This window comes from Pseudoalteromonas sp. PS5 (assembly GCF_004103255.1).
GTDB classification, from domain to species: domain Bacteria; phylum Pseudomonadota; class Gammaproteobacteria; order Enterobacterales; family Alteromonadaceae; genus Pseudoalteromonas; species Pseudoalteromonas peptidolytica.
This window is the reverse complement of sequence record NZ_RCSQ01000046.1, coordinates 31,933-45,247: the sequence shown is the minus strand read 5'-3', so window position 1 is coordinate 45,247 and position 13,315 is coordinate 31,933. Positions and strand designations below refer to the sequence as shown.

Sequence of the window (13,315 nt, the reverse complement as noted above, 5' to 3'; positions counted from 1 at the left end):
TTTAGTTGTTCTAAATAAGAAGTTTTTAATGCTGTTAGCGTCAGATCTACTCCTTCAAATTGAGCAAATATTAAGTCAAATTGGTATTAGTACTGATATGAGGCAGCCGCTACGCACCATAGTTACTCAATGTGAGTCAGGCGATAAAGGCCCTGTGCACCTGCAAAGCCACCCTAGCCTGTATTCTTGTATGGCAACATAGTAGTAATGTGGATCAAGCGCTGCTCTTTGAGTCCACCTAAGTGATTTTGTACATTGTTGCTCAACTTCTGCTTAGATTACTGGCGGCAAGTAGAGTGTTGCGACCAAAATACACTAAGGAGAATAAAAACCAAACGGCGAAGGACAAGCACCTCCTGTTATTTCGGTGGAAGGTAATGAAAATATTGATAGTTAAATATCTGTTTTGCCTTGTCGGGTTCTTCTTATTGGTATTAGTTTTATGTCAAGAGTATGAACATTGGAAAACCATGCAGCTATGCAGTAATAAGTGTGCCCATCTCACAGCGACGAAAAATATTCGCGTGCACGCCAAGATCAGTGGTGCTGTTTGTTATTGCGGAAAAGCACCAACGCACATCTTGATTGTTGAATCGTAATATTCTTTCCAATCAACAATGCCCACATTATTTGCGGGCATTATAAGTAAGCTAGCTACCAAACGTACATTCAATGCTGTTAGGACAAAAGTCCACGACTAGAACAGCATTGATTATCCGAAATTCAAGCTACTTAGTTAAGTCGTCAAAGAACTTTTTAACGCCGTCAAAAAAGCCTTGCGCTTTAGGGCGGTTTTTACCATTATTTTCGCCCATAGAGTCTTCAAATTCTTGAAGAAGCGCTTTTTGACGCTCGTTTAAGTTTACTGGCGTCTCCAGTACGACTTTACAAATTAAGTCACCTACCGCACCACTGCGCACAGACTTCACACCTTTACCGCGCATACGGAACATTTTACCAGTTTGGCTTTCTGATGGAATTTTCAGTTTTGCACGACCATCTAGCGTCGGGACTTCAATTTCGCCACCAAGCGCTGCTGTTGTAAAGCTAATTGGCACTTCACAGTATAAATTATTGCCATCGCGTACAAAGATAGGGTGTTCTTTTACACTCACCTGTACATATAAATCACCGGCTGGAGCACCATGTGCACCGGCTTCCCCTTCACCAGATAAACGTACTCTGTCACCGGTATCAACCCCAGCTGGGATCTTAACATTCAGTGTCTTCGTTTTTTCTACACGCCCTTGTCCATGACAGCTGTTACATGGGTCTGAAATTATCTGACCTGTGCCCTGACAAGTTGGGCAAGTTTGCTGTACAGCAAAAAAGCCTTGGCGCATTTGAACTTGACCTGCACCATGACAAGTTGTACAAGTCTTGGGCTTCGAGCCAGCTTTTGCACCACTGCCATCGCATGGTTTACAGCTCACCCAAGTTGGAACTTGAATATCAACCTGCTTACCACGTACCGCTTCTTCAAGACTTAACTCAAGGTTATATCTTAAATCAGCACCACGCTGTTGTCTTGATTGACGACGGCCACCGCCACCACCAAAGATATCACCGAATACGTCCCCGAAAATATCGCCGAAGTCGCCAGCACCGCCAAATCCACCATGACCAGCACCACCGCCTTGTTCGAAAGCTGCATGGCCGTATTGATCATACATCTGGCGTTTTTGACTATCAGTCAATATCTCGTAAGCTTCTTTTACTTCTTTAAATTTCGCTTCGAGTTCAGCGTTACCAGCAGTACGGTCAGGGTGATACTTCATTGCAAGACGTTTATACGCCTTTTTAATGTCACGTTCACTGGCGTCTCTTGCAACACCTAATACTTCATAATAGTCAGGTTTAGACATTTTTATCACACTACTCTTTCTTGGCAACTTATGTCGTTGCAGACTCTGTTGAGCCCTGTCGCTTGCAAATACTTGCGAGACAACAGTCTAATTTATAAACACGTAGGGCGCGACAAGCCATACAGCCAGCGCGCCCTCCTTCAAGACCTACAATTACTTGTCGTCTTTAACTTCTTCAAATTCAGCGTCAACTACGTCATCGTCTTTTTTCGCTGAATCTTGTTGGGCACCTGCATCACCGCCAGCTTGTTGAGCTTGCGCTTTTGCTTGAGCGATTTCCATTAGCTTTTGAGATTTCTCTGCTAGCGCTTGTGTCTTAGCATCGATTTCTTCTTTGCTGTCGCCCTTAATTGCTGCTTCTAGCTCGCCAAGTGCAGCTTCAATTGCTGTCTTGTCATCAGCAGGAAGGTCGTCACCCGCTTCTTCCACTTGCTTACGTGTCGCGTGAACAAGTGCATCAGCTTGGTTACGAGCACCAACTAGCTCTTCAAATTTCTTATCTTCTTCAGCATTTGCTTCTGCATCACGTACCATTTTTTCTACTTCATCATCGCTTAGACCTGAAGAAGCTTGGATAGTGATTTTCTGCTCTTTACCTGTATCTTTGTCTTTCGCAGATACGTGTAAGATACCATCTGCATCCACATCAAAAGTAACTTCGATTTGTGGTACACCACGCTGAGCTGGACGAATACCTTCTAGGTTGAATTGACCTAAAGACTTGTTATCGCTTGAGCGCTTACGCTCACCTTGTAGTACGTGAATTGTTACTGCAGACTGGTTGTCTTCTGCTGTTGAGAAAGTTTGCGACTTTTTAGTAGGGATAGTCGTATTTTTCTCGATTAACGCAGTCATTACTTGACCCATAGTCTCAATACCTAGAGACAGAGGACAAACGTCAAGTAGTAGTACGTCTTTCACGTCACCCGCAAGTACACCACCTTGAACCGCAGCACCGACTGCTACCGCTTCATCAGGGTTTACGTCTTTACGTGGCTCTTTACCAAAGAACTCTGCAACTTTCTTCTGTACCAGTGGCATACGTGTTTGACCACCAACTAGGATGATGTCGTTCACGTCGTTTACAGACAGATCTGCATCAGCTAATGCACGCTTTAGTGGCTCGATTGATTGCGCAACTAAGTCCTCAACTAATGACTCAAGTTTTGCACGAGTAAGCTTCACGTTCATGTGCTTAGGACCGGTCGCGTCAGCAGTTACATAAGGTAGGTTAACCTCTGTTTGCTGCGCAGATGAAAGCTCAATTTTTGCTTTTTCTGCAGCTTCTTTAACACGCTGCATCGCCAGTGGATCAGTCTTCAGATCAATGCCTTGATCTTTTTTGAACTCTTCAACAAGGTAGTTGATAACGCGGTTATCGAAGTCTTCACCACCTAGGTGTGTATCACCATTGGTTGCCAATACTTCAAAGGTATGTTCGCCTTCAACTTCATCAATCTCGATGATTGAGATATCGAATGTACCGCCACCTAAGTCGTACACAGCAACAACATTGTCGCCTTGTTTTTTGTCCATGCCGTAAGCAAGTGCTGCTGCTGTTGGCTCATTGATAATACGCTTAACTTCAAGACCTGCGATACGACCTGCGTCTTTAGTTGCTTGACGCTGTGAATCGTTAAAGTATGCAGGAACTGTGATAACTGCTTCTGTTACAGACTCACCAAGGAAATCTTCAGCTGTCTTCTTCATTTTCTTAAGCACTTCAGCTGAGATCTGAGGTGCAGCTCTTTTTTCATCACGTACTTCAACCCAAGCGTCACCGTTGTCCGCTTTTACGATGTTGAAAGGCATGATGCTAAGGTCACGCTGTACTTCTTCATCTTCAAAACGACGACCAATTAGACGCTTGATCGCGTATAGTGTGTTTTTAGGGTTAGTCACCGCCTGGCGTTTTGCCGGCTGACCTACTAGTGTTTCACCGTCATCTGTAAATGCAATAACAGAAGGAGTTGTGCGGTCGCCCTCAGCATTTTCAATAACGCGCGGCTTGTCACCATCAAGTACCGCTACACAAGAGTTAGTAGTACCTAAATCGATTCCAATAATTTTACCCATGAATCATCTCCGACTTCAAAATTCGTTGTTCAGTTAGTTGCTTTGATAAATAGGGCCGCCAATTTGTAATTCAAGCGTCACAACTAAAAAAAATTAAAAAAAATCGAATTTTTTTCCTGTTTCATGTATTTCGCTCAAAAAATCAACTTTTATTGCCTATTTCCTAATAGCCTTGTTTAAATCGACAACTGATAAACCATTACTCAAGCATCGACCTAAAGCGACCAATAAATACGTCGATTTAGTGTTACCAGATAATAATGGTTCTAACATTTCTCTCTTGATTACCTGGTTAGACCAGTTATGCTAATTGCAAACATAGCAAATAATGAGAAATGACAACATGACATTTGATGAACTTATTCACTCTCCGTGCTTAAAAAAGAAAGAAGCACAAATGACCTTCCCAGCAAACTGGTGTCAAGGTCGCACTGCATTCGGCGGATTGTCAGCAGCTATTGCGGTACAAAACATGAAGCACCAACTTGATGAGCCTCGTCGGTTACTCTCCGTGAGTGTAAACTTTGTAGGCCCATTGCTTGAAGGTACTCCATTTACAGTATCTACAACTATTCTACGTAGCGGCAAAAATGCAACTCAAATGCAAACACAATTAGTTCAATCAGGCCAGGTATGTTTAATTGCTATCGGTTGTTTTGGCAAAGATAGAGAGTCAGCCATTGCTGTCTCTAATAATGAACGCCCTTCTCTACAGGAAGTCAATACAGCAGCAGTTTTACCGTATCAAGAAGGTGTTATGCCAGCGTTTTTCCAACATGTTGCCTTAGATGCCCAGCAAGGAGCATTGCCTTTTTCAGGCGCTGCATCTTCTAATTTAGGTGGCTGGATGAGGTTCAAGCAGCAAAATGCCAACATGAATGAGCTGCACGTGCTAGCACTAGCGGATGCGTGGCCACCGACTCTACTGCAAATGTGTAAAGCACCAAGCCCTGCTAGTAGTATGTCATGGTATATTGAGTTTCTGAGTGATATTGACCTATCGTCTCAATCTTGGCTGGGTTTTGAAGCTATTACACACCACAGCAACAACGGCTATGGGATAGAAGATGCAAAAATTTGGACACAAGATGGTAAATTGGCCGCACTGAGCCGTCAAACAGTTGCGGTATTTGATTAAGCTAAACTCAGGATAAGGAGTTGGCGCATTCCTTATCCAAATCGCAGCTTGATTAGAATGTAGAAATTCAAAATATCATATAACCATCGCTTGCGCTTATTCTAAAAAAGTCTATGCCCACCAATCGAGCTGCCTCACGACCTCAACGACCTTAAATATTTGAATTATTTAAGTGCATCAAGCAAACTAGATAAAAATAAAATCAACGGATTTTTGTGTGTTAACAGCTTGCCCAGAATGCGACACGCTCGTTCAAATTGATCAGATCGACTCGCAAAAACGTGCGGTATGCCCAAATTGTCGGTGCGTACTTTGCCACGTGCAAGGCCATCATAATCAACTGATACAGGCTTTTAGCTTTTCCGCCCTGTTATTTTTATGTGCAAGTTTGTTCCCCAACTTCATTACCTACACTCAACACGGTATCACTCAGGTGGTGAGCCTTTGGCAAGCGTTGATGTTACTTGCAGATCATTACAGCTACTTCTTAGCTGGGTTATTTGCGTTTACTATTTTGATCATGCCGATTGCAGTTAGCCTGTTACTACTTCTTGCACACACTAATTATTGGCAAGTGATTAACGCACACAATGCTAGACATTTAGCAAAACTACTATCAGCACTTAAGCCACTTAACCTGACCGATATATTCCTGGTCGCGGTGCTTGTCAGTGCATTTAAACTGATGTCTTTTGCTGAACTTGAAATGGGATTAGGTTTTTGGGCTTACATACTATTTGTACTGTGTTTTATCGAAGCTCTATCTCTATTTGATCATGAATTTATGTGGCGCAATCAAACTCAGTGCAATCTACACCTAATTGAGCCTAAAGAGAATGCTACCACTCTACCCGCAGTATTAAAGCGCTGTAAGGTCTGTGGTTTTTTAGGAGAAGGTGATAAGTGCAAACGTTGTTATGCAAAATTAAAATATCGAAAAGCTCAATCTATTCAAAAAAGTTTAGCTTGGATGCTTACCAGCGTGGTGCTACTTATTCCAGCTAACTTTCTTCCGATTATGGATACTATAAGCCTTGGCTTGCATACACCGGCGACTATCTTTTCCGGCGTCCAAGTTTTATGGGAAGATGGCTCCTACCCTGTCGCTACGCTTATTTTTCTCGCAAGTATATGTATTCCCGTGCTAAAAGCGTTATTATTGAGTTACTTGCTGATCCGAGTGAAAATACCAAAGGATCCGCTAAAAGCGACAAAAGTGTATCGACTACTCGAATTTATTGGTCGCTGGTCGATGATTGATGTCTTCGTTGTCATTATTTTGGTCTCTTTGGTTCAACTTGGTACAGTGTTGAATGTGGAACCGGAAATTGGCATTGTATTCTTTACTCTAATGGTGCTTTGCCAAATAGCTGCCGTTAATAGTTTTGATCCAAGATTATTGTGGGATAAAAATAATCAATGACTACTCAAGCCGATATCGAAGACAAACCAAAATTTTCCGTAATATGGATAATTCCTATTATCGCGTTGCTGATTACAGGCTGGATGCTATATCAACACCAAATAAATAAAGGCCATACCATTTTCATCAAGATGAATGATGCCGATGGCATTATTGCAGGTAAAACTGAGGTACGGGTTAAAAGTGTGAAAGTTGGCTTGGTTGAATCATTAAAGTTAGAGCTTAATCAAAATGCTGTTGTCGCCAAAGTCAGAGTATTGCAACCTTACAGCGACTTGCTCGCGGAAGACTCATCCTTTTGGGTCGTTAAACCACGGATAGATGAGTCTGGAATTTCAGGTATGAACACCCTTCTGTCTGGGGTTTACATCGAGTTATCACCTGGCGAAGCGAAAGTTCGTTCTAGCATTTTTACCTTAATGGATGAGCCAGCCCTCATTAGTGCAGAGGTTGAAGGGAAACGTTATAAACTGGTAGCATCAGATGCCGAGGTTTTGGATGTTGGTTCTAGTATATTTTTCCGAAACTTTAAAATTGGTCAGGTGGAATCTGCACATTTCAGTGTTGAAAGCCTAAAAATGGAATATGGTATTTTTATCTACTCTCCCTACAATAAACTCATTACAGACAATGCTATTTTTTGGATTAGCTCTGGGATTGACTTTAAGCTGTCAACCGAAGGCGTAGAAGTCTCAACTGGGTCATTAGCCAAGATGATCAAAGGAGGGATCTCCGTTGACTACCCACCTTCAATGCCTAGTGGTAAGGTTTCTACCGAAAATAAAAGCTATGCCCTACATAAAAACTTTTCTATGGCGCTCGAGCGACGCTTCGATCACTTTGATTACTATCTTGTTGAGTTTGAACAATCTATTCGAGGCTTAAAAGCAGGTGCTCCCGTAGAATACAGAGGAATGAGAATAGGTACAATTGAGCAAGTTCCCGCAACGGGTGTCAGTGACGACAGGCCACTTTATTTTCAAAGAGACAATACATCTGTTCCTGTTTTAGTTAAAATTGAATACGGTCGCATTTATGAAGATGCGAAGCTGGCACAAGAGTATTGGTCAACCAATATAGAAAAATGGATTAGAAATGGATTAAGAGCGTCACTAAAAAGTGGCAATTTGTTAACGGGTGCGGTATATATAGAGCTAGATTTCTACCCAAGTGCTGAAATCGTAAGTACCGATAAAGCGACTGTTTACCCAGTGTTGCCGAGCGTTTCAAGCGGGATCACTGCACTTTCGGAACAAGTCACCAGCTTATTAAACAAACTAAATGGGTTACCTCTTGAAACAACTGTTAAGGAATTAGAAGGCGCCCTTCAGCAACACAGGTTACTAGCAATGGAAATGAATCAACTCGTAAAATCTGTTAACGAGAATGACATTACAGAAAAGGTTGGTGGCAACTTAACCAGTCTTAAAGACACATTAAATCAGCTTACTTCCAGCTTAAAACAATTTGAACAAACAATGACTCAGTATCAAAAAGGCTCTGGCGTGATGGAACAGTTGAGCAGCACACTAGAAGAAATTGAGAGTCTTTCAAATCGCTTAAAGCCCATTTCAAAAGGACTGAACGAACAACCTAATATGCTGATTTTTAACAAAGAGGCTGAGGCAGATCCACAGCCAAGGAAAACTAAATGAAAACACGATTCACTGTATCTATGTTGTGTGTTTTGCTCGCTGGGTGTATGACAAATAAATCGTTACCAGTAAGCTATTACCAGTTGAGCACAACGCAGACTCTCAGTGAAGCCTCTGCATTATCACAATCGAGCAATATTATTATCGTTGACAAGGTGCAGTTAATTGAGTTGTTTAATCAACAAGCCCTCGTGCAGCTTCAGCCCAATAATAAAGTGAATATTGCAAACTTCCATTTTTGGGCACAACCCCCCTCTGATATGCTGACTTGGCATTTAATCAACGGACTAAATACCGCTTCGGATAGCACCGCAATAAAGAGCGATAAATTTTATCGTCATGATGAAAAACATCGGCGTCTCGTTGTTGAAGTGGATGAGTTCGCTGGTCATTTTGAAAAAGGTGCCGTAATGAGTGGCACATGGTACTTGTATACCTACAAAGACAAAAGCTACCAACTTAGCCAAGTGCACCCATTTCACTTTGAAACTGAATTAGCACAAGATGGTTTTAACGCGTTAGTGGCCGCGCACCAGAAAAATGTTAAACAATTGAGTTTACATATAAATCAATCATTATAAATTGCGTTCAAACACAACCACAGGCTTGTGGTCTTGATCAATAATAATTGCGCCACAACTTGTAAAACCCGTCCTCTTCAGTACATTTATACTCGCTGTATTTGATTCTAGCGTTATTGCACTAAGGCATTGATAGCTTTCGTGCAATTTAACATATTCTATGAGTGCCATTACTGCTTCTGCTGCATATCCCTTGCCGGTGAAGTGATCTAAAAACGCGTAGCCAACATCAGGATAGCGGAGAAAATTACGCTGATATAAACCGCATACACCAACACTCTCACCGCTACTCGCTTGTGCAACAATGTAAGGTGCAGGTAAGCCAATTTGATACGGAATGAGATACGCATGCTCAATGTGTTCTTGCGCCTCACGATGGGTTTTAATATTTTTATCTCTAATATTATCTATAAAGCTTTTTTGGTTAAGTAACTGGAGCATAAAACCAGTATCATTTAAGTTGGCCTTTCTCAAATAAACACGCTTTCCTTTTGCTATGACCATAATGCTTCCTGTACAGGCTGTTCGTGATGTTATTGATATTATACCAATTAGACTCAATACTTGCTCAATTTGAAGGAGTAAACCTGACGCTAACAGCGTTAAAAATTTCTTATTTAGAACAACTAAATAGCAAAATTATTGCCTTGCCTACATTTTATAGGCCAGCCGAGTTTACGCCGTTAACGCTAACACTCGGCTGATAGAAAGGTATTAATTATCCGTAGCTTAGGTTATTTATAAATAAAAAAGCAGGCAGGACTACCCTAACCAGCTTTTACGAAATTGCCTACTTTTATTTTACGGCTGAAACTTAACTTGCTTTTTAGCCTGCTCTAATGAGTCTAGTTTAATTTGCATGGGCAGATCAGCAAACGGTTCAGATTTGAATTTGCTGCCACGAAGTTGAATATTCAGTCGAGCAGCATCTGGATTCATTACCGTCTTTTGGTAGTAATCTTTTACATCCGCCAGTGTTACCGCTTCAACAGCCGCTATCAATTTAGCTTTAGAGTCAAACTCCATATTTTCTTTAAACCAATCACCTAACAATGGCTGCAACTCTTCAGACAAGTTTTTAGGCGCTTCGGTCAACGACACCAACACCGCATTTTTAAGCTGCGCAAATGTCTCAGACGTTAACTTGTTCAGTTCCTCAGCATATTCTAGCTTATATTCATCAAAGCGAGCTTGCATACTTTTTGCATCTTTCACTGGAGTCTGAATGTAAAACCCAAGCGCAGAGTACTCATCAATAGCAACACCTGTCGCGCCTACGGCATAAGCCAACTGCTCTTGTGTCCTCAGGCGCTCAAATGCAGCAGTTCTGAGGTGCCCCTGCAGTATCATCGCCGCCGCTTTTTGCGCGTAGCCTGGCACGGGGTGTACTGCAAAATCAATCACAGCCACATCTGCGACATCTATATCTTGCTGCCACACTAAGGTTTGTTTTTTCTCAGGTTTCCAGTAACCAGCTCGGGCATATTGGGTAATATTTTTGCGTTTTGCCAACGTATTGTCGAGCGTTGATTTAAGTACTTCTAAATCCGATTTATCATAATTTCCGTAGGCAAATACTCTTACTTGGTTATTACTCAGCACGTGATCTTGCACTGTTTCTAAATCGCCCACTGTGAGCGATTTTGCGGCCGCAATTAATGCAGTGTCGTCATAGCTACCAGAACGTATTAGCTTTTGGTAGACGCTAAATGCCTGTCTAAATGGGAATTCTTTAGCTTGGTTTTGAATACCTCTCACGTAGCGGTCTACTGCTTGTTCAAAAGCGCGCTCACTGACACTGATTTGCAGTCCAGATAATGCGTCTTTTAATAGCAGCGATTGCTTGTCAGTAAAACCTGAAATATCAAGCATTAAACCGTTGCTCGGCGTGAGGCCTAAATACATTCCTGCAACACTTGCTTCTGTCATCAATTTCGCTTTATCTAATCGATATAAATCCGACCAAATCGCCAATGCGACTTCAGTTTTAATATCATCCAATGATTCTGGATTATTGATATAAATTTTTAAGCTGCCCTTTGGCTGAGCATAAAATCGCTCGCTGGCTGCATGCCAGATTGTTACCCCATCAGCATCAATTACTTTTTGTACGCCTTTTTTTGCATCAGCTGGCGCAGTTTTTAAAGCAAAGTGCTCCGGTAAGAGCGTATTTACGCTAGGGAGTGATAAGGTAAAGTTTGCAGCTTTTTTCCAGTGTTCAAAGTCGCTTTCTTTTAGATCTACAATTTTATATTCACCGTCATAAAAATGCAGCTTATCTTCGGTAGGTTCATCTTTACTGATGTACCACACTCGCATGTGCTCTGGAGTTAATTGCTCTAATACAGCGTTTACCGCATCAGCATCGAATTGAGCGTAATAATAACTTGCGTTGATGGCGTGGTTTACTGGAAAATGCTGCATGCTATCGGCTAAATTACTGACGTAGCCGAATTCATCTCCTTTTTCCAAAAACCTAAATTGATTGTTTAGCGATGTTTGGATCTCTTTAAAATAGCGGCTATCGACACCTTGCTGCTTAATTAACTCAATGTAATCTAGCACAGTGCCTGTGATTAACTCACGCTGCTTAATACCTTGATCAGTTAACTGAATATCAACTTGGAGCGTGCCATAATTACCATAACTATTTGGCGTAGCATAAGCGGTCAATGAAGAGATAAGCCCCTGCTCTTTTAGCACTTGTGCAGGGCTTCCTGCCATTTCATTGCTTAATAGATAAGTGATGAAATAGTTGGGCTTAACTGCAAATTCTGCTGCATTATTTTCAATCGTAAAATCAAGTTTCAGCGTCTTTACATCTTCGTTGGGCTTATAATGAACAAGCTTTTGCCCTACTTTGTTATAGTTAAGTTCCTGTGTTACTGTCGGTTTTTCAATATGCTTATTTTTAATTGAAGTAAAATGCTTTTTCGCTTTGGCGACCATTTGCTCAATCGGCTCATTTGAAATCATCGCTAATTTCATAATATTTGCCGAATAATATTTGTTGTAGAAATTGACAGTTTCTTGATGAAGGTTACTCCCTTCCTTATCCCCTAAGGTTTCAAGATTTCCGATCAAGAATCGGTTTGCAGGGTGCTCGCCCATCATGTTTCTCGCAAGCTTAAACTGGCCAAAAAAATCCATTTCTCTTCGCATTGACCATTCAGCATTTACCGCATTTTTCTCTTTTTCGGTATATTCAGGGTACAATTTAGGTGACTTAAAAAAATCTGAAAAGCGGTCTAGCGCTTCATCATAAGCATCATTATTTACCTTAAACATATAATTGGTGATATCTAGCCATGTATAAGCATTATGGGCACCACCGTTATTGGTCATGAACTCTGAATACCCTTTGCTATCGGGGTACTTTTCTGTCCCGAGAAACAGCATGTGCTCCAAATAGTGCGCCATTCCCTGCTGCGACATGGGATCATGAAGTAAGCCAACACCAACACTCAACGCAGCAGCTGACTTGGACACCGAAGGGTCAGATACCAAGATGACATCTATGCCATTTTCTAAAGTCAGTGTTTGATATTGTCTGTCATCGTTTGGACTGACGATAAGTTTAGGTGAGAGTAAATTTGACTTAACAGACGTGCTATTTAACGAAGAAGTTGTACTGCACCCGGTTATAACTGCTACAGTAAGGGCACTAATTGCGAATAGCTTTTTCATAAAACAATCCATTATGGTGATAAATGACTATTAATAGTCACACTATCATGGTCATTGCGTTAGCCTTTTGCAACACTCGATATTTTTGTTTTGTAACACTTCGTAAATTGGAAAATGATGACAACTTCTATTTATATACTACTCGTGGCACTATTTTTACAGACGCTGTTAACTTTTAGTGTGATGCTGGTAATGGGAAAGCGACGCTTTGCTGCAGCAAAGAAAAGCCTAATACACATCGATCAGTTCAAGACTATGCAGCTTAACGACGCTCCAGAAGAAGTCATACTCGCTTCACGTAATTTTAGTAATCAGTTTGAGATCCCCATTCTATTCTTTGTTGTCTCCCTCGCAGCACTTTCTTTAAAACTAGTCACATTATTGTTTAGTCTTTTTGCCTTGTTATTTGTATTTAGTCGTATCGCGCATTCATACGTGCATATTGGTAGCAATCACCTGACTTTACGTTTTAGGCTTTATTTAACCGGCTGCGTATTCGTACTAGCCCAATGGCTCACGCTTATATTAACACTTATATAACCAAAAGGACTAAAAAAGCCATCTCTTTTAACTAACTATTCTTTAAAGTCTGAACCAATTTGCTAGCATGTCGATGATTAAAAGAGCAACAGGGGCAATCAAATGAAACAGGATAATCTTATTTGCGACTTTGGTCTTCATGCTGGTGAACCGTATTCATCACTACCAGCAAGCTTTTTAAATTGGATGGTTGAAACAGGCCATGACAAACGAGAGTACGCCAAAGTGGAACTTAACAGGCGGGTTTGTGCCGCTGAAAATAGTAATAGAAAATTTAGCGATTTTGAGTGTTAGCACTATTAAAATAATTTTATTGTTCTAAAATACGCGCATAATTTACTAACGATACT

General features: G+C 41.2%; 10 protein-coding genes and 1 pseudogene. 7 read left to right on the top strand and 4 right to left on the bottom strand.

Annotated elements, in window-relative coordinates; translation table 11 throughout:
- Window positions 1–202 (top strand): annotated as a pseudogene (locus D9603_RS21805) (hypothetical protein); the annotation flags it as partial.
- Between the two features lie 526 nt (window positions 203–728).
- Here D9603_RS21805 and dnaJ read toward each other — a convergent pair.
- The gene (gene dnaJ / locus D9603_RS06495; RefSeq protein ID WP_125253487.1) at window positions 729–1,865 is read right to left on the bottom strand and encodes a molecular chaperone DnaJ; all 1,137 of its coding nucleotides are present in this window, start codon (window positions 1,863–1,865) and stop codon (window positions 729–731) included.
- 153 nt (window positions 1,866–2,018) lie between these two features.
- On the bottom strand, window positions 2,019–3,941 hold the full coding sequence (gene dnaK, locus D9603_RS06490) for a molecular chaperone DnaK (RefSeq protein WP_128730707.1): 1,923 nt from the start codon (window positions 3,939–3,941) through the stop codon (window positions 2,019–2,021).
- 343 nt (window positions 3,942–4,284) lie between these two features.
- Here dnaK and D9603_RS06485 point away from each other — a divergent pair, with 343 nt between their 5' ends.
- The 4 genes from D9603_RS06485 to D9603_RS06470 all read left to right on the top strand — a co-directional run bounded on the left by D9603_RS06485 (window position 4,285) and on the right by D9603_RS06470 (window position 8,738).
- Entirely contained in the window at window positions 4,285–5,079 is a 795-nt protein-coding gene (locus D9603_RS06485; protein WP_128730706.1) for a thioesterase family protein, read from the top strand.
- 217 nt (window positions 5,080–5,296) lie between these two features.
- Window positions 5,297–6,502 carry a PqiA/YebS family transporter subunit gene (locus D9603_RS06480; RefSeq protein ID WP_128730705.1) on the top strand — a complete coding sequence of 402 codons (1,206 nt, stop codon included), beginning with the start codon at window positions 5,297–5,299 and terminating at the stop codon, window positions 6,500–6,502.
- A complete protein-coding gene (gene pqiB / locus D9603_RS06475; protein WP_128730704.1) occupies window positions 6,499–8,157 on the top strand; it encodes an intermembrane transport protein PqiB in 1,659 nt (552 codons plus the stop codon). The genes D9603_RS06480 and pqiB overlap by 4 nt, the downstream gene beginning before the upstream one ends.
- The gene (locus tag D9603_RS06470; RefSeq protein WP_128730703.1) at window positions 8,154–8,738 is read left to right on the top strand and encodes an ABC-type transport auxiliary lipoprotein family protein; all 585 of its coding nucleotides are present in this window, start codon (window positions 8,154–8,156) and stop codon (window positions 8,736–8,738) included. Before pqiB ends, D9603_RS06470 begins: the two co-directional genes overlap by 4 nt.
- On the opposite strand, the gene D9603_RS06465 is transcribed toward D9603_RS06470, so the two are convergent.
- Window positions 8,733–9,242, bottom strand: a complete 510-nt coding sequence (locus tag D9603_RS06465) for a GNAT family N-acetyltransferase (RefSeq protein WP_125253482.1) — start codon at window positions 9,240–9,242, stop codon at window positions 8,733–8,735. The genes D9603_RS06470 and D9603_RS06465 overlap by 6 nt on opposite strands.
- Before the next feature lie 297 nt (window positions 9,243–9,539).
- The gene (locus D9603_RS06460) at window positions 9,540–12,425 is read right to left on the bottom strand and encodes an insulinase family protein (protein ID WP_128730702.1); all 2,886 of its coding nucleotides are present in this window, start codon (window positions 12,423–12,425) and stop codon (window positions 9,540–9,542) included.
- A gap of 117 nt (window positions 12,426–12,542) precedes the next feature.
- Between D9603_RS06460 and D9603_RS06455 the strand changes: the two genes are divergently transcribed.
- Both D9603_RS06455 and D9603_RS06450 read left to right on the top strand, forming a co-directional pair.
- Window positions 12,543–12,965: an MAPEG family protein gene (locus tag D9603_RS06455; RefSeq protein WP_128730701.1), complete on the top strand. Its 423-nt coding sequence runs from the start codon at window positions 12,543–12,545 to the stop codon at window positions 12,963–12,965.
- Window positions 12,966–13,067: 102 nt separating this feature from the next.
- On the top strand, window positions 13,068–13,259 hold the full coding sequence (locus D9603_RS06450; protein ID WP_125253479.1) for a hypothetical protein: 192 nt from the start codon (window positions 13,068–13,070) through the stop codon (window positions 13,257–13,259).
- Window positions 13,260–13,315 lie beyond the last annotated feature (56 nt).

Bases quoted from the DNA above. Each gene is read 5' to 3' on its own strand.
- dnaJ (WP_125253487.1), bottom strand. From the start codon at position 1,865: ATGTCTAAACCTGACTATTATGAAGTATTAGGTGTTGCAAGAGACGCC.
- dnaK (WP_128730707.1), bottom strand. From the start codon at position 3,941: ATGGGTAAAATTATTGGAATCGATTTAGGTACTACTAACTCTTGTGTA.
- D9603_RS06485 (WP_128730706.1), top strand. From the start codon at position 4,285: ATGACATTTGATGAACTTATTCACTCTCCGTGCTTAAAAAAGAAAGAA.
- pqiB (WP_128730704.1), top strand. From the start codon at position 6,499: ATGACTACTCAAGCCGATATCGAAGACAAACCAAAATTTTCCGTAATA.
- D9603_RS06470 (WP_128730703.1), top strand. From the start codon at position 8,154: ATGAAAACACGATTCACTGTATCTATGTTGTGTGTTTTGCTCGCTGGG.
- D9603_RS06465 (WP_125253482.1), bottom strand. From the start codon at position 9,242: ATGGTCATAGCAAAAGGAAAGCGTGTTTATTTGAGAAAGGCCAACTTA.
- D9603_RS06460 (WP_128730702.1), bottom strand. From the start codon at position 12,425: ATGAAAAAGCTATTCGCAATTAGTGCCCTTACTGTAGCAGTTATAACC.
- D9603_RS06455 (WP_128730701.1), top strand. From the start codon at position 12,543: ATGACAACTTCTATTTATATACTACTCGTGGCACTATTTTTACAGACG.
- D9603_RS06450 (WP_125253479.1), top strand. From the start codon at position 13,068: ATGAAACAGGATAATCTTATTTGCGACTTTGGTCTTCATGCTGGTGAA.